Raw genomic sequence first — 21,074 nt, 5'->3', positions numbered from 1 at the left:
TTCATGAACAGGCCATACAGCTTTCCTGAGGAATACTGACCGTGGATACGATCGACAGGATGCCGTTGACCCGGCGCGAATTCCTTATCGTAGGGGTAGTCACCTCTGCGACCATTACTCTGCCCCCATTTATCACTGCAAAGGCCAGTGCCGCCAACGCCGCGCAACCAAACAAATCGCAGCTCGTTATCAATATCAACGGCACGACACAGGCGCTTGTACTTGATACCCGAACGACGTTGCTGGATGCATTGCGCGATCATTTGCACCTGACCGGCACCAAGAAAGGGTGCGACCACGGTCAATGCGGCGCTTGCACCGTCATCGCCAACGGCACCAGGATCAATTCATGTCTGACGCTGGCCGTTATGCATCAAGGTTCCAGGATTACCACCATTGAGGGCTTGGGCAGTACCGAGAAACTACACCCCATGCAGGCAGCTTTCATCAAACATGATGGCTATCAATGCGGTTATTGCACGCCAGGGCAAATTTGCTCAGCGGTAGCGGTTCTTGAAGAGATTCGCGCCGGCATTCCCAGCCATGTCAGTGAAAACCTCACCGAAGCGCCGCGACTTGTCGCCCGGGAGATTCAGGAGCGCATGAGCGGCAACATCTGCCGTTGCGGCGCCTATTCGAACATTATCGAGGCGATTACCGAAGTCGCGCAGGAGACCGTATGAGGCCGTTCAATTATCTGCGCCCCGGATCTCCGGCAGAAGCGGCTACCCAGGCCGCCCAATTTGAAGGCGCACGCTTCATTGCCGGGGGTACCAATTTAGTGGATCTGATGAAGCTCGAGATCGAAGCCCCCACGCATTTGATTGACGTGAACGGACTGGGGATGGACACCATTGAGCCCACGTCCGAAGGCGGGCTGCGTATTGGGGCCTTGGTACGCAACACCGATCTGGCTGCCGACGCTCGCGTAAGAAAAGATTACGCGGTGCTCTCTAGAGCCCTGCTAGCAGGTGCCTCGGGACAACTTCGCAACGTCGCGACGACGGCAGGCAATTTACTGCAACGCACACGCTGCCCCTATTTCTACGATACCAACATGGCGTGCAACAAACGCAAGCCCGGCACTGGCTGCGCAGCCATTGGGGGGGTTAGCCGCCAACTCGCTATCATCGGCACGAGCAGTAACTGCATTGCCACCCATCCAAGCGACATGGCGGTAGCGATGCGTTTGCTGGATGCCACGGTTGAGACTGTTCGGGCTCACGGTCGTGTCCGCTCCATTCCAATAGCCGACTTCCATCGGCTGCCCGCCAACACGCCGAATATCGAAACAGCCCTTTTCCCAGATGAGCTGGTGACCGCTGTTACGCTGCCCAAGCCGCTAGGTGGCGCGCATCTGTATCACAAGGTGCGCGACCGCGCATCGTACGCGTTTGCCCTGATCTCGGTGGCGACCATCGTTCAGCCCGACGGAACCGGCCGGGTAGCGCTGGGCGGTGTCGCTCATAAGCCATGGCGCATGGAAGCTGCTGACGCGCTGATGCCAAAAGGTGCCAAGGCGGTCATGGACAGACTGCTCGCCGGTGCCGCTCCTGCTCATGACAATGCCTTCAAGATTGTCTTGGCGGAACGAACACTGGCGTCGGTACTATCCCAAGCGAGGGCTCAGTCATGAAGTTCGATTCGCCGACGGGTGACAATCCGATAGACCAGTTGAAAGTCATTGGCCAGCCCCTTGATCGAATCGAAGGACCGTTGAAGGTTACGGGCGCTGCTCGCTATGCCTACGAGAATCATGAGCCGGTCCCGGACGCTGTGTACGGTTATATCGTAGGTGCTGGTATTGGCAAAGGTCGTATAGCCCGAATACAGACAGACGCTGCGCAGGAAGCATCGGGCGTGCTGGTTGTCATTACCGCAGCAAATGCCGGCCCCCTCGGGAAAAGTGAGTTCAATGCTGCCAGGGCGCTTGGTGGCCCGGACATCGACCATTACCATCAGGCAATTGCGATGGTGGTCGCACAGACTTTCGAGGAGGCGCGCTCGGCCGCGCAGTTGATCGAAGTGGAATATGCACCAGGCCAAGGCCGATTTGACCTGGAGGCTGAACGCCCTAATGCCCAGATTCCTAAAAGCGGGCCCGATACGGACATCGGCCAGTTCGATCAGGCCTTCAACCAGGCGACCGTGCAAGTCGACGTGACGTACACCACGCCTGACCAAGCCCACGCGATGATGGAGCCTCATGCATCCGTTGCGCGATGGCAGGGGGACCAGTTGACGTTATGGTGCTCGATTCAGCTGCTGTCGTGGAGCAAGCGCGACCTTTCGAAGATCCTCGGCGTGCCACCACAAAACATCCGCCTGCTTTCGCCTTACATCGGTGGCGGTTTCGGGGGAAAGGCATCGGTGCTGGCAGACGCGGTCTTGGCATCGGTTGCGGCACGTCAGCTCGGCAAGCCGGTTAAGGTTGCGCTCACCAGGCCCATGATGTTCAACAACACCACTCACCGGCCTGCCACGATCCAGCGCGTGCGCTTGGGTGCCGATAGCTCAGGACTTATCACAGCGATCGGCCACGAAACCCTGTCCGGCAATCTCCCAGGCGGACCGTACGAAAAGGCGGTCACTCAGACCCAAGTCCTATACGCCGGTGCCAACCGCATGACCCGCGCTCGCTTGGCCGTGCTGGACCTCCCTGAAGGCAATGCGATGCGTGCACCAGGAGAGGCATCTGGAATGATGGCCCTCGAGGGCGCCATGGATGAATTAGCAGTGGCCCTGAATATTGACCCAGTCAAACTGCGCATTTTGAACGACACGCAGGTGGTGCCGGGAGAACCTTCCCGGCAATTCTCGACACGCGAGCTGATCAAGTGTCTGGAGATAGGCGCGCAGCATTTCGGCTGGGATCAGCGTTCGTCCGCTCCAGGCAGCCAGCGCGATGGTCGCTGGCTGATAGGCATGGGCATGGCCTCGGCGATTCGCGGTAATCCCATCCGCGATTCCGCGGCGCGCGTGCATTTGGATGCTCATGGCCTCATCACAGTCGAAACCGACATGACCGACATCGGTACTGGCAGCTACACCATCCTCGGGCAGACAGCCGCCGAGACTCTGGGTGTTAGCCTGGACAAGGTGGTGGTTCGCCTGGGTGATTCTAACTTCCCTACGTCGGCAGGCTCCGCTGGCCAGCGAGGTGCTAACTCATCCACCTCCGGAGTGTATGCCGCCAGCATGAAGCTGCGCACGCTTATTGCCGAAACGATCGGTATCGACCCCGCCACTGCGCAGTTCACGGATGGCCAGGTGCGAGGCGGCGGCAAAAGCATGTCTCTTGCAGAAGTCGCTCGCCACGGCACGTTGATGGCCGAAGATATCCTGGAGTTCGGCAAGGCCCGTGAAGAGCGCGAGCACCAGACCTTTGGCGCGCATTTCGTTCAAGTCCGAGTCGATGCTGCAACCGGGGAGGTGCGTATTGACCGCATGCTGGCCGTCTGCGCTGCCGGTCGCATACTCAATCCCAAGACCGCGCGCAGCCAGATCATTGGCGCCATGACCATGGGTGCCGGCGCGGCGCTGATGGAGGAATTAGTGGTCGACAAGCGTCACGGTTTCTTCGTTAACCACGATCTTGCCGGGTATGAAGTACCGGTGCACGCCGACATTCCGCATCAGGAAGTCATTTTCATCGACGAAGTAGATGCTTACTCATCACCGATGAAAGCCAAGGGCGTAGGGGAGCTTGGCATCTCAGGTGTCGCTGCGGCCATTGCAAACGCTGTCTATAACGCCACTGGAGTTCGGGTTCGGGAATATCCAATCACCTTGGACAAATTCCTTGATCACCTGCCACCGATTGCTATCACCTGAGAGGCACCATGAGACTGATTGCACCCGTATTCGCGACGTTGTGTCTTGCTGCCGTGACCGAGGCTGGAGCTAGCTCAGCCAAGCCGGACCCCAAGCCTGCGCCCCATGTGCAGGAGGTCACGCCAAAGCTCTATGACTACACCACGCAGCTGCTGTTTGGGGAAGTCTGGAAGCGTCCGCAATTGGCGAGCCGCGACCGGAGTCTGATCACCCTCTCTGCCCTTATTGCAAACGGCCAGAGTGCACAGCTGACTGGCCATATCAAGCTAGGCTTGGACAACGGTCTAAAGCCGAGCGAGATCAGCGCCCTCATTACCCATCTTGCTTTTTACGCAGGCTGGCCGAACGCGATGTCAGCAGCGGGGGTGGCCCATCAGGTATTTACCGAGCGCAACATTGCCCATGACCAAATCGTGCCGGCAATCACCGAGCCCCTAAGTCTGGACGCAGATAGCGAAGCCAAACGGCGTGCCGCTGTGCGATCGGCGACCGAGGAAGTAGCACCGAAGCTGGGCGATTACACCAACGATGTCTTGTTCGCAGACCTTTGGCGTGATCCGAGCCTGACGGCTAGAGACCGTAGCTTGGTCACCGTCGCCGCCCTTGTCGCACAGGGCCAGACCGCACAGTTGCCGTTCCACTTGAACCGCGCGATGGACAATGGCCTGAGCAAGACCGAGGCTTCTGAAGTGGTGACACACCTGGCGTTCTACGTCGGCTGGCCAAAAGCAATGTCGGCAGTGCCGGTATTCAAGGAAGTCTTCGAGTTCCGGGCAAAGAGCTGAGCATACGGCTATAAGCTATCCGCGCTCCTGAACAACTGCAGCGCTTGCAGGGGTTTGTCGCACGATGAGAGCAAGCACCACGATCAACGCCAATACCAGCAAGACAGCGCTCCAAACGAAGGCCATGGAAATACCCGCCGTTACCGCTTCGATTGAGTCCGAGGAACGCGCTCCATAGCTGTAGGCAACGGTTAGCACGCTGAGCCCTAAGGTGCCACCGAGTTGATGGCTGACGTTGACTAAACCTGATGCTGCGCCAGTGTCGGCCGATTGCACATCGGTCATCGCTGCAGTGGTCAACGGACTGAGGCAGGCACCTTGACTCAGGCCGATCAGTAGCAGCGGTACCACGACGCTAAGGTAATGGTTGTCGGCGCGTATTCCAGACAGCCACACCATGCCGACACATCCCATAGCCACTGCGCCTGCCAATAACGCTCCGTTTCCAAACAGGCGGGTTAGCCGCGGTATGGCCAAGGCGGCGGAGAAGTTTGCCAAGGTAGTCGGTAGAAAGGCCAACCCTGCCTCGCTGGCGTTGAAGCCAAGCACCTCCTGCAGGTACTGAGTTGTGAAGAAGTAAAAGCTCATCATCGCACCCAGGAACAACAGTCGAGCGCTGTACGCACCGGCGCGTACCCGGTGCTGGAACAGACGCAGCGGCAATATCGGCTCTTGGGTTCGCGCTTCATGAAAGCTAAAAATCGACAGTAGAACGAGGCCAACGATCAGCCCTATTACTGTGTGCTTATCGCTCCACCCTGCATGGGCGGCAGTGACGATGCCGAAGACCAGGCTGGTCATGCCCACCGTCGACAGCAACGCACCCGCCAAATCGAATGTGCTTGGTTGCACAGGCGTTTCGCGGACGACGCGCAGCGTTACCCATATCAGTACCAAGCCAAGCGGAAGGTTGATCAGGAAGCCCACACGCCATGATGCCCATTGGGTCAGAACGCCACCGATAAGCAGGCCGACACTTGAGCCGACGCCGGCGGTAGCGCCATACCAGGCGATCGCACGGGTACGTTGCTGCCCTTCAAAATTGACCAGCAACAACGCCAAAGAGGACGGCGCAAGAATCGCTGCACCCGCGCCCTGTAGAGCCCGCGCAGAAACCAGCAACCACTGACTTTGCGCCATTGCCACCAGCAGCGAGGCGAGCATGAACACGCCCAGGCCCGTGACGAACATGCGGCGGCGACCGAGTATGTCCCCGGCACGTGCGCCGAGCAACAATAAGCCGCCAAAGGCCAGGGTGTAGGCATTCTGCACCCATGACAGGCCTGTGGTGCTCATCGCGAACGTTTGGCGAATTTGCGGCAACGCGGTAATGACCACGGAGGTATCCAGTACGATCATCAGATAGCTGCACAAGATGACCAGCAGGATTCTCCACTGGCTGCGAGACAGTGGAATCATTGCGCCTGACCATAATCCGCATCGCTGACCTGTTCGAGCCAGTCGACGGTCTTGCCGTCCAATGCCTCGGCAATCGCGATATGGCTCAACCCGGTATCCGGCCCTGCACCATGCCAATGCTTAACATGCGGGGGTATCCAGACAGTGTCGCCCGGACGGATCCGCTGTGGCGCCTGCCCTTGCTGCTGCACATACCCCGCTCCTGCAGTCACAATCAGCGTCTGACCCAACGGATGGGTGTGCCAGGCAGTTCGAGCACCCGGCTCGAACGTCACGGTTGCGCCACCTACACGTGCGCCGCCGGTGCCTTTGAAAGGCGTATCAACGCGGACCTTCCCGGTAAAATATTCCGCCGGTCCTACGACCGACGGCTGAGAACCTGCGGGTGTCACGACAACGTTTATGGGCTGGGCACCTTCGCTTTCAGCGGTAAGCAGAGACAGTGAGAGCGCTGCTGCGGCAAGTGTCTTCATCACGAATCTCCGAGGCTTTTGCAAAGATTTGTAATCTATCAGTTACATGTAAATTCTATTAGTCACTAGAATCCACATAAATCAATGAGTGAGATTCATTAATGCTTCGCGAAAATGCTAGTGATCTGCTCGCCTTTCTGGCGGTAGCGAGGGAACGCAGTTTCACGAAGGCCGCCGGCAAGCTAGGCGTGTCCCAGTCGGCCCTCAGTCATACGATTCGCGGCTTGGAGGCGAGATTAGGTTTGAGGCTGTTGACCCGGACCACGCGAAGCGTGTCACCGACTGAGGCAGGAGAGCGACTCATCAGTACGGTAGGGCCTAGCTTTGAGGAGATTGAGTTTGCCTTGGCAGCGCTTAGCGATCTGCGTGACAGACCTGCGGGTAACATTCGTATCAACGCCATGGACCATGCATTGGAGCTGGTCATTCGCCCTGTTCTGAAAAACTTTCTGCCCAAATATCCCGATATTTCGGTCGAGGTTTGCTGCGACTACAGCTTTGTCGACATTGCTGCGCAGGGCTTCGATGCAGGCGTACGACTCGGCGAGGCGGTTGCCGACGGCATGATTGCGACGCGCATCGGCCCCGATCTGCGCATGCTGGTCTTAGGCTCACCAGCCTATTTCGCTGATCGGGAAAAACCCATCACACCTCGCTGTCTGCCCAAGCATCTTTGCAACAACCTGCGCCTGCCGACTAACGGGGGAGTGTATGCATGGGAGTTCGAGAAGGATGAGGAAACACTGAATGTGCGTGTAGCCGGACAGATCACGTATAACGGCGTTTATCAACTGCTGGATGCCGCGTTGGATGGCTTCGGTCTGAGCTACATCCCTGAGGACATAGCAGCGCCATATATCGCCAGTGGGCAACTGCAGGTAGTGCTTGAAGATTGGAGCCCTTGGTATTCAGGATTTCATCTGTACTACCCAAGTAGACGGCAAGCGTCGCCCGCTTTTGCTTTACTAGTCGAAGCGTTGCGCTATCGACCTACTTTGGTTGATTAATGATGTCGACTCATAACTCCTAGCGCAGCGCAGCGGCTAATCAAACGATGCTACTGGCCCTAGTATGCCGTAGGGTTCCTGCACAGGTACCAGAGGTACTAGGAAATCGTTATTTCGCGGAGAGTCCACATGCACTATCCAACCCGCTTTAGTTGTGTCGGTTGCGGAGCATGCTGCAAAGGACGCTTCATTCCTCTCACGCTGGGGGAGACCAGGCAATGGCTTGAGCGTGGCGATGATGTGGCAATCCTGCTTGAGGCCTTTAGCCGTCCGCATTGGCCGGTTTCAGAACAGGAATACCAGCACAGTCTGCTGCGATCGGCACAGGTGTCATGTGGCGCTACGCAGGTGCAGGTCACAGCCATTTTCGCTGCCCACGCTCTTACCCAGTGCCCCAATCTACAACGTGATGACCTTTGCGGTATTTACGAAAATCGCCCGCTCGTGTGCCGTATTTACCCGATGGAGATCAATCCTTTCATCGAGCTTGAGCCGCAAGCCAAAGATTGCCCGCCCGAAGCGTGGGAACCGAACACAATCATTATCAGCGATGCATCCGCAGATCCTGCGCTGAGCTCGCTGATCCAGGCATCTCGGCTGGCAGACCAGAATGACGCAGGCCTGAAGATATCGATCTGTAATCAGATGGGCATCAATGTCGCTGCATGGAAGGCCGAAGCCTTCGTCATCCACTTTCCCGAACGTGATCAGTTCCTCGAAGCCGTTAATGGCCAAACGTCTAGTTTTCAAGGCGACCAGAGCGACCTAGGGGCATGGATGCTCCGGGTAGCGAGCCCCGCGCTTTGCAATGAGCTGAAGAATGGGCAACTTGCGTTGGATGAGGCCGAACATCCCAACTATATCTTTCATGCCCTGAAATGACTTCAATCCTGCATACTTGAAAAGGAGAAAGTGTATATGAGCAAACTTTTTCGACATACTGCGCTTGCAGCGCTGGTGGGTGTAGCAAGTGGAGATCTGCTTGCGGCCGACTACAAGAAGAACCCATTCACGTTAGCCTACGACGGTGCGATTACTAAAAACGAACCGGGTAAAGTCAATATCCGCCCTGTCAGCTATAAACTTAATGGATTAGATATAGCAGCGAACGTCTACATTCCGGCTAACTATGACCCTAAAGGTCATTATCCAACTATTGTAGTGGCGCACCCAAACGGCGGCGTCAAGGAACAGGTTGCAGGTCTGTACGCGCAACGTCTAGCTGAAGTGGGTTACCTCACCATCACCGCCGATGCAGCTTACCAGGGTGCTAGCGGCGGTGAGCCGCGAAGCGTTGACAAGCCTGCCTACCGAATCGAAGACATTCATGGCATGGCCGACTTCATCACTCGGTATGATGGCGCCGATAGCACGCGCCTGGGCCTGCTAGGCATCTGCGGTGGTGGCGGATACTCGTTGGCCGCCGCCGAAACGGACAAACGATTCAAAGCGGTTGCCACGGTGAGCATGTTCAATTCGGGACGTGTGCGCCGCAATGGCTATGTCGACTCACAGCTTGACTCGGTACAAGTACGGCTGCAGCAAGCTTCTGCGGCCAGGGCCCAAGAGGCGGCAGGCGGGGCTGTTATGTATTCAGGGGATGCCAATCTCAGCGATGAACAAATCGCTAAACTACCCTTCGACTTGTATCGTCAGGGCTACGAGTACTACTGGAAGACCCATGCCCACCCAAACTCAACATTCAAGTACACGACGAGCAGCCTGATTGACTTGATGCGCTTCGACGCCACGGACCAGATAGCGCTAATTCAGCAACCTCTGCTAATGATTGCGGGCACGAAGGCTGACAGTCTTTACATGACTGAGGATGCGTTTACCAAAGCGACTGGTACTAAGGATAAGGAGTTGTTCAAACTCGACGGCGCAACTCACATCGAAACCTACTGGGTTCCCAAATACGTGAGTGCCGCCATCGATAAACTCAACACCTTCTATACGCGTACCCTCTAAGGTCCCGGAGTTAAGTAACCCCCCGTCCGCTTCGTTCGTTGAAGCGGACTATTTGACAGGTGCCTCCACTCCAGAGAATGCCAGTACTGCATCGGGTAACCGTGAACCTTTGACCTCAATCGCTCGCACGGATCGATCCAGCTCGGCGATCTCCGCCGGCGTGAATTGCACACTGACCGCACCCACGTTATCCAGCATATGAGCCATCTGTGTCGTGCCCGGAATCGGTACGATCCAAGGCTTCTGGGCGAGTAGCCACGCCAGCGAAATCTGCCCGGGGCTGGCGTGCTTGCGCTGCGCCCAGGCGTTCAGCAAGTCTACCAAAGCCATGTTGTGTGCCAAATTTGCGGTGGAAAACCGTCCTTCGATGCCGCGAATGTCACCCTCAGCGAACCGGGTTTTTGCATCGATTGCACCTGTCAAAAAGCCTACCCCCAGAGGGCTCCACGGTACGAAGCCAATCCCCAGCTTTTCACAGGTCGATAAAACATCTTGCTCAGGGCCCCGCCAAAGCATCGAGTATTCGCTTTGAACGGCGCTCACCGGCTGCTCTGCATGTGCTCGACGTAGCGTGTCGAGCCCCATTTCGCACAGTCCCCAGTGAAGGACCTTGCCTTGTGCCATCAGGTTCTTGATAGCCCCTGCGACATCTTCGATCGGGACCTGAGGGTCCACTCGATGCTGGTAAAGCAAATCGATTCGGTCGGTACGCAGCCGCTTTAACATACCCTCAACGGCGCTCTGGATGTGCTCGGGGCGACTATTCAGACCAGGACGACGCTCCCCGGTTATGGGGTCGATGTTCCAGCCGAACTTGGAGGCAATGACGCATTGGTCTCGAATAGGGGATAACCCCTCGCCTAAAATGCGTTCCACTTCGAGCGGACCATACGCTTCTGCCGCATCGAAGAAGGTCACGTCATGGTCATGAGCCGTGCGAATGATGTTGATCATCTCGGGACGGTTAGGGATGGTCGTCTGGTAGGTACGACTCATGTTTTGTACGCCCAATCCAATACTGGAGACCTCCAAAGAGCCCAGCTTTCGTCTTCCAAGGGTAGGCTGGCTGCTAGGCACGGTATCCCCGCTCGCGGAAGTCATCGCGCCAAGCACCGTCGCTGCGCTCGCGAAGGCCGGCGCTATGGCAACGCCGCCCATTGCACCCAGCAATAAGCGACGACTCAGTTCAACCTTAGAAACCATTCGGGTAATCCTCAAAAATCCTGCGAGCAAGCCGTGCTCAGCGAGCGGTCCCTTGGGAGATAAAGAAGTTTGAATACGATCAGTGCGCGAACCGGGTCTTGATATCCGCAAGCGCCTGCAGCACCGAATCCGGCTCTTTAGCCGCAGGAAGACTGTCCCGGTCGCCTATGGCGTCCTGCCCACTTGAAAGGTCTGCTGGTACGGTCGAAAATAACGGCTCCAGATCCGTCTGAGCCAGGCCCGGATCAGCTACGAGCTCAAACGTTTTGCGTGTTGCCGCTTGAGAGGTCAACGAAGCAACCAACACCTGAGCAATTTGTTTACGTGAAACAACGCCGTCGGCGGGCGATCCAGTCCAATGCGTATCCCCCTGACGCATCACCAGTTTCTGCTGATTGGGCGAGTTGTAGTCGAACCAGCCTGGTCGCACGATGGTGTAGGGCAGTCCACTGGCGCGGACGAGCCGCTCACCTCGTCGTTTCCAGTCGTGACCTACTGACGGCTTTGTCACACCTACAGTGGTCATCAAGGCGATGCGAGTCGGCGCTTTGAGCACAGTAAGCACGTTAAGTATGGCCCCGTAGTTCACCGACTCTGCGCCTTTTGCATCATTACCACTGATGCCGTGGGTGAAGATGACGCCTGTTACCCCGGCAACAGCCTCAGCCAGGGTCTCAGCACGCGTCAAATCGCCCACCACAACGGCCACCTCTTCGGCGAACAGCTCGGCCTGAGAGGGATCACGGACCAGTGCTCGAGTTTGGTAGCCTCTGCGCAGCGACTCGGCGACAGTCGGCTGACCGATGCTACCGCTTGCTCCAACGACCAGCACGATAGGATTATCGGTATTCATAGCTGTATCACCTTCGAGATCAGCGTTTGCTGGGGTAGAGCGAAAGCAGCAGCGGGCAGGCTGACCCGGGACGGTTGCTCAATGCCCAACCATTTTCATTGCAGCTTCAGGCAAACGGTCGCCTAGGATCTCGATTTTCGATATAGCCGAATTGATTACCGCCAATTCCTCATGAGTTAAACGCAACTCTGCGGCACCCAGATTTTCTTCCAGTCGGTGAAGCTTAGTGGTGCCTGGAATCGGTACGATCCATGGCTGCTGTGCTAATAGCCAACCCAGAGCCACCTGAGCCGGGGTTGCTTGTTTGCGCTCTGCCAACTCCGTAAGGAGTCTTACCAGAACGCTGTTAGCTTTACGCGCTTCGACGGAGAACCTCGGTACGTGATTACGAAAATCGTTGGGTGCGAAAACCGTATGTTCGTCAATCTGCCCGGTTAGAAAACCTGCTCCAAGTGGGCTGAAGGGCACGAAGCCAACATTGAGCTCTCCAAGCAACGGCAACAAATCAAGCTCCGGTCCCCGCCAGAACAGTGAATATTCGCTCTGTACGGCGGTGAGGGGCTGAACTGCGTGAGCCCGACGGATAGTCTGAATCCCAGCTTCCGAGAGCCCGAAGTGCTTGACCTTGCCTTGCCCAATAAGCTCCTTGACAGTGCCAGCGACATCTTCGATTGGCACTTCCGGGTCGACCCGGTGTTGGTACAGCAGATCGATGTGATCGGTGCCCAAGCGCTTAAGGCTTGCCTCAACCGCAGCCTTGATATGTTCCGGCTTGCTGTTGGTGCCCGCGCCGCGTGCGCCTGTCTGCGGATCAATGTTGAAGCCAAATTTTGTCGCAATGACGACTTGGTCCCGGATGGGCGCGAGGGCTTTACCTAACAGCGTTTCGTTGGTGAGCGGACCATAGGCTTCTGCTGTGTCGAAAAGGGTGACGCCGCGCTCGTGAGCACTGCGTATCAGTTCGATCATGTCCTTGCTGTTGGCAGCCGGACCATAGACCTCGGTCATACTCATGCAGCCAAGGCCAATGGCTGAGACTTCCAGGCCGTTACCGAGCATGCGGGTTTTCATAATGACTCCTCGAATCAAAGCTCTCTGAGCTTGGGTAGCAGACACAGCTTTGCAGCTCGCACTGCCATTGCCTTGCTCAAGCGGGTAGTTGTATATCTTCAAGCCAGCCGTTGACTTGGTCCATGGTCCTGCGCTCTTGATCAGCCTGCATCTCAAATCCTTTTTGCAGCAGCGCTCCAGGGGCATGACGCGTGAGTACGTGGTAACTGCTACCTAAGCCGTAGCCACCGTGAGTAATAAATGGCACAAGAACCTTGCCATTCAGATCATGGCTGGACAAAAACGATCTGATGACGGGAGGCGTGGTTTCGCCCCAAATGGGGAAACCCAGAAAAATCAGGTCGTAATTGGCCATGTTCGACACATGGGCGGCGAGCAAAGGCTCGAAATTGCTGTCACGCTCCCGGCGTGCTTGCTCTACTGTGCCCAAGTAATCTTCGGGATAAGCATCTGCAGGAGCGATCTCGAAGAGGTCAGCCTGCTGAGCGCGCTGAAGCAGACCAGCGACAACCTTGGTATTACCTGAGCGGGTGAAATAAGCGACCAGAACTTTAGAGCCTCCAGGAGCCCCACCCTTGCCTTGGGACGTTAGCGAGGCGCCAAGCAAAGGCAAGCTTGCCAATGCCGCTACCACCTTGCGGCGCTTGGGGTTGTGGATTGCGGTCATCTGTTCCTCGCTGGTTGCTCGAGTATTTTTCAAGCACATTAGCGATGCGGATGTGTGAAGACTAGTCAGCTGATCGTTCTAAGGTTTATGAGCGTTGCTCATTAATTGGTAGAACAAACTAAACGCCTCATCATTGAAGCTGTCACTGTATTAAGGCTCGCACCGAGCTGGCTCTACGTGGTGGACAAGGCCGGACCGGTCTTCAAGGCCGAAGGTGGCGACGACTACAGCGGGGCGAAAGCGTAGGTCGCTGTTGACCCCGATCAGGAACAGGAAAAAAGATCTTATGAGCAATGAGTTTGTAAGCGTTGACGGCACAACCGTAAGAGCCCCGGAAGCGGCGCCGATAGAAAATTTCGAAGGTTTAACAGAAAAGCTCTGCACAGCTTGGCGTGAGCTGATGGATGAGATCATGGCAATAGAGCAACGCGACGACATTCGTGTTTGCCTTGCTCGTGCTGAGAGCTACGCCTTGGCCCTGCTCGACGCTGATCTTATCACTGAGAGTCAAAATACCATGATGGGAGTTGAGCTGGCTGAACGCTCAACGCTGCGTGATTGGGAGCTTCAAAGCCGGGACGGAAGGCGCGGATAGGAAAAAGCTCGATAACTCGATCATCAGCTTCTTGTGTGGGCATGAAGCCAAAGTGGCGCTCATAGAACACGCTCGCGGCCTGGACGTTTCTAACGTAGAGCATCAGGCGATTTAATGATGACTGCATAATCTTTCTTTGATTTGATTTCTACTGAATATTTTCGGCCTCAAATCAACCAATGTCGAGCTTCCGCCTTCAGCAGTAGACGTCGCACCAAGGATATGGATTCTAGGGTGAGAATCCTCAAGCGGTGATCACTATGCCGTGGCTTCTGTAGGTGGTTTGCCCGAACGGTTACGACCTAATTGCAGTAAAAGGATTTTGTGCCATAGTCAAATGGTTAGCAGCTGCTATCGACCAACAAGGAATGATGATGGCAATTTACGTAGCCCCAGGTAACAAGATTGAGAGGGACGGTGGTTCGTTTCAGGAAGTCACCATGAATACCTCCAACCATTCAGTAACGCAACGCTTCGGACGATACTGCACCATTCGAGATCACGAACAGGCACCCGCGACCAGTAAGCCTGGCCGGCATTGGTTACAGATCTATCGCACTCCTGACAATACAGAGTAAAGAAAATCCATGTGTCCCAAGCCCTTGGCTCACGCTGAGGGTTTCTGTCTTATTACACGATCCGCCCTGCTAGAAAAATAATTTGTAGTCTGTTGAATACAGCGATGTAAGCGGATGAGGCGCCACAGGCTGTCCATTTTTGCTAACTCTACAAACCGAGAGCTCATCGCTATACGAATTTGCCAAGCATCTGTTGTCCGCTACCTGAGCAGTTAGTGACTGTCGCAAGCACCGCAACGGAAATAGCACTGACTCGATCAAGTACGAAAGCGCGCAACCATCTGATCCAAATTTGCCGCGAGTTGAGACAGGTCGTTGCTGGCGATGAGAGTCTGACGAGTGCCTTCACTGCTTTGCAGCGCTAAATCACGAATACTGGTCAGCGCCCGATCGACTTCGCGGGCCACGTACGCCTGTTCTTCCGAAGCAGTGGCAATCTGTGTATTTCGGTCGTTGATCATTTGAGCAGAATCGGTGATCAATTCTAGCGACTGGCCCGCTTCGTTGGCCATACTGTGCGTGCTATGAACCTCACGTGTGCTCTCAGCCATAGAATTAACGACCTGGGCGCTTCGGACCTGCATTGAAGAGATCATGTTTTCGATTTCGCCTGTCGAAGTTTGAGTTCGGTGAGCTAGCGCCCTGACTTCGTCGGCGACAACAGCAAAACCGCGACCTTGCTCACCGGCCCGGGCAGCTTCTATAGCGGCGTTAAGGGCTAACAGATTGGTTTGCTCGGCGATTGCTCCGATTACACCCAGTACCTTACTTATATCCTGAGTTTGCCCAGCTAGCTGCTGAACCTGTTCGGACGTCACATCCACACGATCCTTAAGACTCACCATAGCTTTCAAGGTCTCACCAACTTTCATGTTGCCAGCCTGGGCGGCGTGCGTTGACTCCTTGGCCGCCTGCGAGGTTGAGGTTGCGTTGCGCGCGACCTCTTCGACCGCCGCACTCATCTGATTTACCGCAGTGGCGGCTTGTTCGATTTCACTGTTCTGCTGTTGCAATGTGCGGTTTGCGCTCTCGGTGACTGCAGTCATTTCAGTCGATGCAGAGCTGAGTTGTTTAGAGGCATCGGAGATCTCGGTGATGGTATTGCGCAAATTGGCCTGCATGGTGTTCAGAGCCGTCATCAGGCGCGCTGATTCATCGTTACCTGTCACTGTCAGTGAGCTGCGTAGGTCACCCTTTGCGATTTGCTCAGCCAAGGCTAGTGATGCATTGACTGGTCTGACGATGCTATGAGTCAAAGTGATTGCCAACACAATCGTCAGAAAGATTGCAGCGGCGACGACTACTCCTATGACATAGGTACTACGCGTGTATACATCAGATGCCGTTATCCCGGCTTGCGCAGCGCCTTCGGCGTCGTGTTGGCGTAGCAGTGTCAACTGAGCCTGGTAGGCCGATGCGCGTGCGTATTGCTCAGTATTGGCATAGGCAACGGCCTGTTCGTGGCTGACGCTATCCAGCTCCAAAATGCGAGCCAGACCGTCAATAAATTCAGCCATCAATGTGGCTGCGTGTTCAAATGCCGCACGCTGCTGATCATCCTTGATCAGGTTCTGACGGTAGAAATTCGTATGTTCATTGAGGGTGTCACGTGCTTGGGAGATTTGAGCAATGGACGCTTTACGATCTTCAGCATTCGTATCTGCCAACAATCGGATGCTCGCTAAGCGCGCGCTCAGAACGGCTATCTGAATGTCGTCTGTGGTCTGAATACTCTTCAGCCAGTGGGTTTCTATCGCTTGCTCTGCAGCGCGAAGCTTGCCCAATTGGAGGTATGCGAATCCCCCCAAAATCACCACCAGTAGGGTAATCAAGCCGAAACATAGCGACGCTCTTGGGGCGATATTTAGTGATCGAAAATTCATGATAGTGACGCTTCTGGGTTGCCACGGTTGATGGAGGCGTTCTGATATGGGATCGGCCGCTCTTCTGAAACCTTAAGTAAAGTAATCAAGGCAGGCTGTCCTGATTGATCTCTATGCATGAGAGCAACAACAAAGGCAGGTGTCATACAGGCAGGCGGCAGAAGCTGAATCTTGTGGTTGGCTGGGCAAGGAGCCTCGTACAATCGAGAAAAAATGCATTCAGCCGTGACTCAAGCGCTTTCCCAGATTGGGTCTCGTACAAGCTGCTCGATGAGCTGCGGCGGAAAGCTCGGGAATCAAGCATCCGCGATCAGTGTGGTGAAGGTGGGAATTCTCGTTGAGAGGCGCTTTCTGCTAGTTCGCTGATCCACATCAGGTCTCGCTATGGAAAATCGTCGTGCTGACTAGCGGTCGAGCAATCCGGAGCGTGGGTAAATGGCACCCGTGCTTGATGTGGCCATTGGCCCCAGCCGCAGCTTCGAGCCTTGAGGCACCCGGTATAGGGCCCAGCGATGCGTCCAGTTTTCCGAGTTCCCATTCCCTGGAACGACCGAATTTGTACATGCTCATTAGACACGTTCCTCGGCAAACAAGCTGAACGAGCCAGCTTGTCGTGGCGAGTCCCTATTCCTCGTTTCTCTTTCAGCCAGCCAAACATCCGCTCAATGATGTTCCGCTGTGAATACTTTGGGCGATCAAAGAGTCGGGGAAAGCCAGGTGGGTGTCTGCCTGGCATGGCGCGCAGCGGGATCACCGTGTGCAGTTGGTAACGGTCGCAGTAGTGACGCAGGTGTTCTGCGTCATAGCCCTTTTCAGCCGGTAACCAGCGACTACGCTTGCGTGGTCGCCTCGGCTTACCGGGAGTTCGACCTGATCCAACAGCGATTAGGCTTGTGCGATATCGCTGGCTTGCCTCGACGAAAGGATGAAGCGTAAGGAAATGCCATTGGCGTCGCAGACCATGTGGATCTTAGCAGTAAGGCCGCCTCGACTGTGTCTCATGCGCCAATACTTTACTTTTCGTACAAAACCTAATCAAAGTGATGACGCAAGTGATGGGTTGGCATCATAAGAGCCCACAACTAATTCAATAGCTCAGTATCGCGCTAAGCTTTCGAGACCGCCCTTACGTTAAGTCATTGACGATGGCTGAAATTCGACTGGAAAGGCTTGTAAAGGCCCAATTTCAAAGCTGGTACGGGTTCCCGAATAGGGCTCGTAATGCAGCCTCTCGCCTCTTACAATATGGAGATGGCAATTTGCCCCAAAAAATTCTTGCCATGTTGCTACAAGGCTGCCAAGCTGTTAGCTGAAAACGGGATTTAAAGTAAATACTCAGAGCATTTAAATCCGAACTGCGTTTTCTTAGCTACCCTACACACGGAGAAGTCGACATGAACGAAGAGGTTTTGACTAATGATTTTGTAAGATGGAACTGGGAAAGCTCTAACTTTATAACCTCCCAGATTATTCCTGGGTTGAATGACTTCGACAAGTCGACTGGCAATTTCTTTCACCCGCTTATAGATAGCTTTTCCAGTCTGTTCTCTACTATAAACGTGCAGCAATCCAATTTGGTTGCATTTGCTTCAGATTCGGTCGACGTCATCAACCACACGAAATCCATCGTGGACGCGCTCAGCGATGGCGTCATCGACACGGATGAAAATACGCTTATCATTCAATCTCTGGACAGCCTGGGTAAGACATCTGATCACATGAACGGGCTGGTGGCCAGTAGTGCTATTGCTTCCGTAAACTACATTGATGGAACGTTCATTCCCGTACTAGACCATTTGGCAGTTGTGTCTGCGCTGATTGGGGACGAAGTGGGCCTGGGAATAAACGCGTTCATCAGATCATCCGCCACCTACGTATCAAGTGTGACGAAAAACGCTATAGAATCTACTCATGACATTACGAATCTCAGCGCCCTAGTCAAAGAGCTTGGCTCCAGTTATGATGAAAAGACTGGAACGCTTGATATTTTTAGGCTAACCGAGAACATTACAAAGCTGACCGATACCGTAAATACCACTATCGATCATTTTGGCAAATTATTTACGGCTACCCATGCAGTGAGTGGCGATTATACAAAAGACCAAGCTGCATCGGCACACGAGTTAACCCCTATAGCTGTGGTAGGTATTCCGGATCACACTGACATGCTTCCTCACGCGCATGTTTCATAGCACATCTAGGGAAGGTCTGAAGTAGGCGTCTATTCCTGACGCCCTCTTGGCTTGAGGCTCAAAAAACGCTCGCCCAGTCAGAAAACCAGACCTTTTCCGCCGCCCCGCTATGTTTTGCTGGCTGCCTTAATGTAACGTTACCTAAACCTTAACTTTTGCGCGCTGAATACACACCTCAATACTTCACCGTGTAGGTCGGTGAATCCTCCGGCCGGTTCTCCCGGCGATCATAGATCTTGGTCGTGCTGATATTGGCATGTCCGAGCCAGGCCTGGACCTTGGCGATATCCGCTTCATGCTCCAGGGCATTGGTGGCCGCGGTGGCCCTGAGTCCGTGCACCCCCCAGACCGTCTACCTCGATTCCGGCCTTTTTCGCGTAGGCCGTGACGACGGCATAGATGCCGTTGGCCGTGATCCCGGCGCCGGTCAATTTACCTCGCAGCGGCATGAACAGTGGCACCTTCCGCTCGGCCAGATGATGCCCTGAGCTTTCCAGGTACTGATGAATGCGCCCAGCTGCCACAGGGTGCAACGGCAGGTAGCGCACCTTGCCGCCCTTGCCATGCACCTTCAGGTGCTGGATCCCGCGGCGTTCCTGGATGTCGCTGACCTGCAGCAGCGCCGCTTCTTCACGGCGCAGCCCGTGATAGAGAAGAACAGCCAATACCGCCCGGTCGCGCTGCCCCTTAAGTGTTATCTCATCCGGCGCCTCGAGCAGCGCCTTCGCCTGGTGATCACCCAATGCCGGCGTCTTGCCTTCGTTGCTTTCAATCTTCGGTCGCTTTACCCCGTGCACGGGATTGCCGCCGGCGATCGCGTTGCTCTCCAGGAGGTGATCAAAAAGGCTGGCCAGCGCTGCCAATTTGCGCCGGATCGTGGCTCCGGCCAAACCGCGATGCTCGAGCTGGGCGCGCCAGGCTAAAACATGCGATCGGGTCACCACCCGAAATTCATCGGCCGAACCCAAACCGACAAAACCGCAGAAGTCTTCCAGGTCATTCTGGTAGGCGCGTCGTGTTCGAGGGTTGTCCAGGTTGGCAAACCACTCGACTGCAGCGGGTACCTGGGCCAAATCCTGAAATTCGACCGCCGTCAGCCTGCGTTGATCGTTCTGGGCGGTTTTCGTCAGTTCCTGCATATCTATCTCTCTGTTGGCACCGCTACGATCACTAATGGACATTTCAGTCACAAAAAAACCGCGCCAAGCTTTCGGCGTATGCAGATCGGATAAACGGTAATAATTGGTGATAACCTATTTTATCGCCAGAAGAGGAGGGGCTTTCTGCCAAGCGCTGGTGATCAGCCCGGCAAGGGTCCGCTTTAGGCGAACAGCCATCCTTGATTGTTTGTGGGCACCGGATGCAGAGGAGGGGTCATTGGAAGACTTCAATGATTTCCTAAGTTTTCACAGTGGATGCGACGTCCGTGTCAATCTGGGTTAACAGCTCCGTCGCTTTACTGCTAAGCAAAGACCCGGCTTGAAAATACCCCATCACGGTGCCGACGCTGCGGTGCTCCGTCATCGCCATGACTTCGCCGAGTGGTACTCCCTGACGCCCAGCTTCGGTGACGAAACCCGAGCGCAAACTATGCGCGGCCCAGTCGCCAGCCAGCCCTGCTAACGCCGCCCTGCGCTGGACGATGCGCGCGATTTGGTCTGCGGATAACGCGGTCGTCCCGACTTTATTCCCCTTATACATTCGCCGAAAGAGCGGGCCGTGATCCGCAGGCGCAACGGCCAGCCAGGCAGCTAGTGCTTGTGCCGCAGCCCCTCGCAAGGGCTTTTCCCGCCGAATTCCCCCCGTGTCTGTCTTTGTCGTGCCCAAAGCGTACAGCCAAGTGCCCTCATCAAGTTGGCGCACATCTGCGATCTGTATCCCCACCACTTCCGAACGTCGACGGCCGCCGCCGCTCCAGGCGAGCAGCAATAGCGCGCGATCACGGATGCCGCGCACGCCATCCGTGCAGGTCGCTAACAGGGCCTGCAATGGCTCAAGTACCACTGCGGTTTTTTTTCTAACCTGAACACCTTGACGGCTCTGCGCTTTTCTCGCCTCACGTAGCAACGTCCTCGCCGCTATGGACTCGGTGGGGCTGGCCCACTGATTGATGCGATGCCACTTGCTCAAGACCGCTAAACGGTGACTGACCGTATTGAAAGCCAGAACTCCAAGTTTGCTTTTGACCTTAGCTTCAACCAATGCGGCGTCAATCGGCAGTGGGAGGAGGTGAGCCCAGCCACCTTCCGCCAGCGGACGAGCCAGATGATCGAGAATGAACTGGATCACGACGGTTTCCGGCAACGCACCGTCTCCCAGCGCGATGCCGAACCGTAGGCGCAGCCAGGCTGACCAATAGGCGAGGGCGCTGCGATAGCTGCGCACTGTATTGGCCGCAGTGCCTGCCGCCATGAATGCTTCCGCTGCGGTCTGAGCGCTTTGCGTCAGAGAATGCACCTCTAAATGCGTTTCGCTGACCACCCGAACTTGATCTGTATCATTTAATACGTTCAACGTACTATATTCTCAGTAATTAATTTATA

Annotated in this window: 18 protein-coding genes and 2 pseudogenes; 9 read left to right on the top strand and 11 right to left on the bottom strand. The window is 55.5% G+C overall.

What is annotated here, in order from left to right:
- Positions 1-59: 59 nt before the first annotated feature.
- The 4 genes from paoA to QWI18_RS00770 are packed head-to-tail and all read left to right on the top strand — an operon-like array spanning position 60 to position 4,619.
- Complete coding sequence (gene paoA, locus QWI18_RS00785; protein ID WP_369318162.1) at positions 60-683, top strand: aldehyde dehydrogenase iron-sulfur subunit PaoA; 624 nt, start codon at positions 60-62, stop codon at positions 681-683.
- Positions 680-1,636: a xanthine dehydrogenase family protein subunit M gene (locus QWI18_RS00780; protein WP_369317931.1), complete on the top strand. Its 957-nt coding sequence runs from the start codon at positions 680-682 to the stop codon at positions 1,634-1,636. The genes paoA and QWI18_RS00780 overlap by 4 nt, the downstream gene beginning before the upstream one ends.
- Positions 1,633-3,834: an aldehyde oxidoreductase molybdenum-binding subunit PaoC gene (paoC, locus tag QWI18_RS00775; protein ID WP_369317930.1), complete on the top strand. Its 2,202-nt coding sequence runs from the start codon at positions 1,633-1,635 to the stop codon at positions 3,832-3,834. Before QWI18_RS00780 ends, paoC begins: the two co-directional genes overlap by 4 nt.
- 8 nt (positions 3,835-3,842) lie before the next feature.
- On the top strand, positions 3,843-4,619 hold the full coding sequence (locus QWI18_RS00770; protein WP_369317929.1) for a carboxymuconolactone decarboxylase family protein: 777 nt from the start codon (positions 3,843-3,845) through the stop codon (positions 4,617-4,619).
- A gap of 15 nt (positions 4,620-4,634) precedes the next feature.
- Here QWI18_RS00770 and QWI18_RS00765 read toward each other — a convergent pair whose 3' ends face one another.
- Complete coding sequence (locus tag QWI18_RS00765) at positions 4,635-6,038, bottom strand: MFS transporter (protein ID WP_369317928.1); 1,404 nt, start codon at positions 6,036-6,038, stop codon at positions 4,635-4,637.
- Positions 6,035-6,511: a cupin domain-containing protein gene (locus QWI18_RS00760; RefSeq protein WP_369317927.1), complete on the bottom strand. Its 477-nt coding sequence runs from the start codon at positions 6,509-6,511 to the stop codon at positions 6,035-6,037. Before QWI18_RS00760 ends, QWI18_RS00765 begins: the two co-directional genes overlap by 4 nt.
- Before the next feature lie 101 nt (positions 6,512-6,612).
- Between QWI18_RS00760 and QWI18_RS00755 the strand changes: the two genes are divergently transcribed.
- From QWI18_RS00755 to QWI18_RS00745, 3 genes are all read left to right on the top strand, one after another.
- Positions 6,613-7,518, top strand: a complete 906-nt coding sequence (locus tag QWI18_RS00755; RefSeq protein WP_369317926.1) for a LysR family transcriptional regulator — start codon at positions 6,613-6,615, stop codon at positions 7,516-7,518.
- A gap of 129 nt (positions 7,519-7,647) precedes the next feature.
- Positions 7,648-8,400, top strand: coding sequence for a YkgJ family cysteine cluster protein (locus tag QWI18_RS00750; protein WP_369317925.1), 753 nt, complete (start codon positions 7,648-7,650; stop codon positions 8,398-8,400).
- Between the two features lie 36 nt (positions 8,401-8,436).
- On the top strand, positions 8,437-9,489 hold the full coding sequence (locus tag QWI18_RS00745; protein ID WP_369317924.1) for an alpha/beta hydrolase: 1,053 nt from the start codon (positions 8,437-8,439) through the stop codon (positions 9,487-9,489).
- A 48-nt stretch (positions 9,490-9,537) separates the two neighbouring features.
- On the opposite strand, the gene QWI18_RS00740 is transcribed toward QWI18_RS00745, so the two are convergent.
- From QWI18_RS00740 to QWI18_RS00725, 4 genes are all read right to left on the bottom strand, one after another.
- Positions 9,538-10,590: an aldo/keto reductase gene (locus tag QWI18_RS00740; RefSeq protein WP_369318161.1), complete on the bottom strand. Its 1,053-nt coding sequence runs from the start codon at positions 10,588-10,590 to the stop codon at positions 9,538-9,540.
- Between the two features lie 181 nt (positions 10,591-10,771).
- A complete protein-coding gene (locus tag QWI18_RS00735) occupies positions 10,772-11,545 on the bottom strand; it encodes an SDR family oxidoreductase (RefSeq protein WP_369317923.1) in 774 nt (257 codons plus the stop codon).
- Positions 11,546-11,623: 78 nt separating this feature from the next.
- A complete protein-coding gene (locus QWI18_RS00730) occupies positions 11,624-12,616 on the bottom strand; it encodes an aldo/keto reductase (RefSeq protein WP_369317922.1) in 993 nt (330 codons plus the stop codon).
- Positions 12,617-12,692: 76 nt separating this feature from the next.
- A complete protein-coding gene (locus QWI18_RS00725) occupies positions 12,693-13,283 on the bottom strand; it encodes a flavodoxin (RefSeq protein ID WP_369317921.1) in 591 nt (196 codons plus the stop codon).
- 286 nt (positions 13,284-13,569) lie between these two features.
- Here QWI18_RS00725 and QWI18_RS00720 point away from each other — a divergent pair, with 286 nt between their 5' ends.
- The gene (locus QWI18_RS00720) at positions 13,570-13,878 is read left to right on the top strand and encodes a hypothetical protein (protein ID WP_369318168.1); all 309 of its coding nucleotides are present in this window, start codon (positions 13,570-13,572) and stop codon (positions 13,876-13,878) included.
- Here the strand turns inward: QWI18_RS00720 and QWI18_RS00715 are convergent.
- The 3 genes and pseudogenes from QWI18_RS00715 to QWI18_RS00705 all read right to left on the bottom strand — a co-directional run.
- The gene (locus QWI18_RS00715; protein WP_369318160.1) at positions 13,781-13,981 is read right to left on the bottom strand and encodes a hypothetical protein; all 201 of its coding nucleotides are present in this window, start codon (positions 13,979-13,981) and stop codon (positions 13,781-13,783) included. The two genes, QWI18_RS00720 and QWI18_RS00715, sit on opposite strands and share 98 nt — an antisense overlap.
- A gap of 732 nt (positions 13,982-14,713) precedes the next feature.
- A complete protein-coding gene (locus tag QWI18_RS00710) occupies positions 14,714-16,339 on the bottom strand; it encodes a methyl-accepting chemotaxis protein (protein ID WP_369317920.1) in 1,626 nt (541 codons plus the stop codon).
- 595 nt (positions 16,340-16,934) lie between these two features.
- Positions 16,935-17,332 (bottom strand): annotated as a pseudogene (locus QWI18_RS00705) (transposase); the annotation flags it as partial.
- A gap of 401 nt (positions 17,333-17,733) precedes the next feature.
- Here QWI18_RS00705 and QWI18_RS00700 point away from each other — a divergent pair.
- Complete coding sequence (locus tag QWI18_RS00700) at positions 17,734-18,531, top strand: hypothetical protein (RefSeq protein WP_369317919.1); 798 nt, start codon at positions 17,734-17,736, stop codon at positions 18,529-18,531.
- Between the two features lie 175 nt (positions 18,532-18,706).
- Here the strand turns inward: QWI18_RS00700 and QWI18_RS00695 are convergent.
- A pseudogene (locus QWI18_RS00695) lies at positions 18,707-19,670 on the bottom strand (tyrosine-type recombinase/integrase).
- A 259-nt stretch (positions 19,671-19,929) separates the two neighbouring features.
- Complete coding sequence (locus tag QWI18_RS00690; protein WP_369305690.1) at positions 19,930-21,045, bottom strand: site-specific integrase; 1,116 nt, start codon at positions 21,043-21,045, stop codon at positions 19,930-19,932.
- Positions 21,046-21,074 lie beyond the last annotated feature (29 nt).

It is taken from the genome of Pseudomonas sp. W2Oct36 (genome assembly GCF_041060465.1).
In the GTDB taxonomy this organism is placed as follows: Bacteria; Pseudomonadota; Gammaproteobacteria; order Pseudomonadales; family Pseudomonadaceae; genus Aquipseudomonas; species Aquipseudomonas graminis_B.
The sequence above is the reverse complement of the archived record's forward strand: the minus strand, read 5'-3'. Positions and strand labels throughout refer to the sequence as shown.

Coding starts and splice junctions, on each gene's coding strand:
- QWI18_RS00740 (WP_369318161.1), bottom strand. CDS start 10,590: ATGACTTCCGCGAGCGGGGATACCGTGCCTAGCAGCCAGCCTACCCTT.
- QWI18_RS00710 (WP_369317920.1), bottom strand. CDS start 16,339: ATGAATTTTCGATCACTAAATATCGCCCCAAGAGCGTCGCTATGTTTC.
- QWI18_RS00730 (WP_369317922.1), bottom strand. CDS start 12,616: ATGAAAACCCGCATGCTCGGTAACGGCCTGGAAGTCTCAGCCATTGGC.
- QWI18_RS00765 (WP_369317928.1), bottom strand. CDS start 6,038: ATGATTCCACTGTCTCGCAGCCAGTGGAGAATCCTGCTGGTCATCTTG.
- QWI18_RS00725 (WP_369317921.1), bottom strand. CDS start 13,283: ATGACCGCAATCCACAACCCCAAGCGCCGCAAGGTGGTAGCGGCATTG.
- QWI18_RS00715 (WP_369318160.1), bottom strand. CDS start 13,981: ATGCTCTACGTTAGAAACGTCCAGGCCGCGAGCGTGTTCTATGAGCGC.
- QWI18_RS00770 (WP_369317929.1), top strand. CDS start 3,843: ATGAGACTGATTGCACCCGTATTCGCGACGTTGTGTCTTGCTGCCGTG.
- QWI18_RS00760 (WP_369317927.1), bottom strand. CDS start 6,511: ATGAAGACACTTGCCGCAGCAGCGCTCTCACTGTCTCTGCTTACCGCT.
- QWI18_RS00700 (WP_369317919.1), top strand. CDS start 17,734: ATGAACGAAGAGGTTTTGACTAATGATTTTGTAAGATGGAACTGGGAA.
- QWI18_RS00780 (WP_369317931.1), top strand. CDS start 680: ATGAGGCCGTTCAATTATCTGCGCCCCGGATCTCCGGCAGAAGCGGCT.
- QWI18_RS00750 (WP_369317925.1), top strand. CDS start 7,648: ATGCACTATCCAACCCGCTTTAGTTGTGTCGGTTGCGGAGCATGCTGC.
- paoA (WP_369318162.1), top strand. CDS start 60: ATGCCGTTGACCCGGCGCGAATTCCTTATCGTAGGGGTAGTCACCTCT.
- QWI18_RS00720 (WP_369318168.1), top strand. CDS start 13,570: ATGAGCAATGAGTTTGTAAGCGTTGACGGCACAACCGTAAGAGCCCCG.
- QWI18_RS00735 (WP_369317923.1), bottom strand. CDS start 11,545: ATGAATACCGATAATCCTATCGTGCTGGTCGTTGGAGCAAGCGGTAGC.
- QWI18_RS00755 (WP_369317926.1), top strand. CDS start 6,613: ATGCTTCGCGAAAATGCTAGTGATCTGCTCGCCTTTCTGGCGGTAGCG.
- paoC (WP_369317930.1), top strand. CDS start 1,633: ATGAAGTTCGATTCGCCGACGGGTGACAATCCGATAGACCAGTTGAAA.
- QWI18_RS00745 (WP_369317924.1), top strand. CDS start 8,437: ATGAGCAAACTTTTTCGACATACTGCGCTTGCAGCGCTGGTGGGTGTA.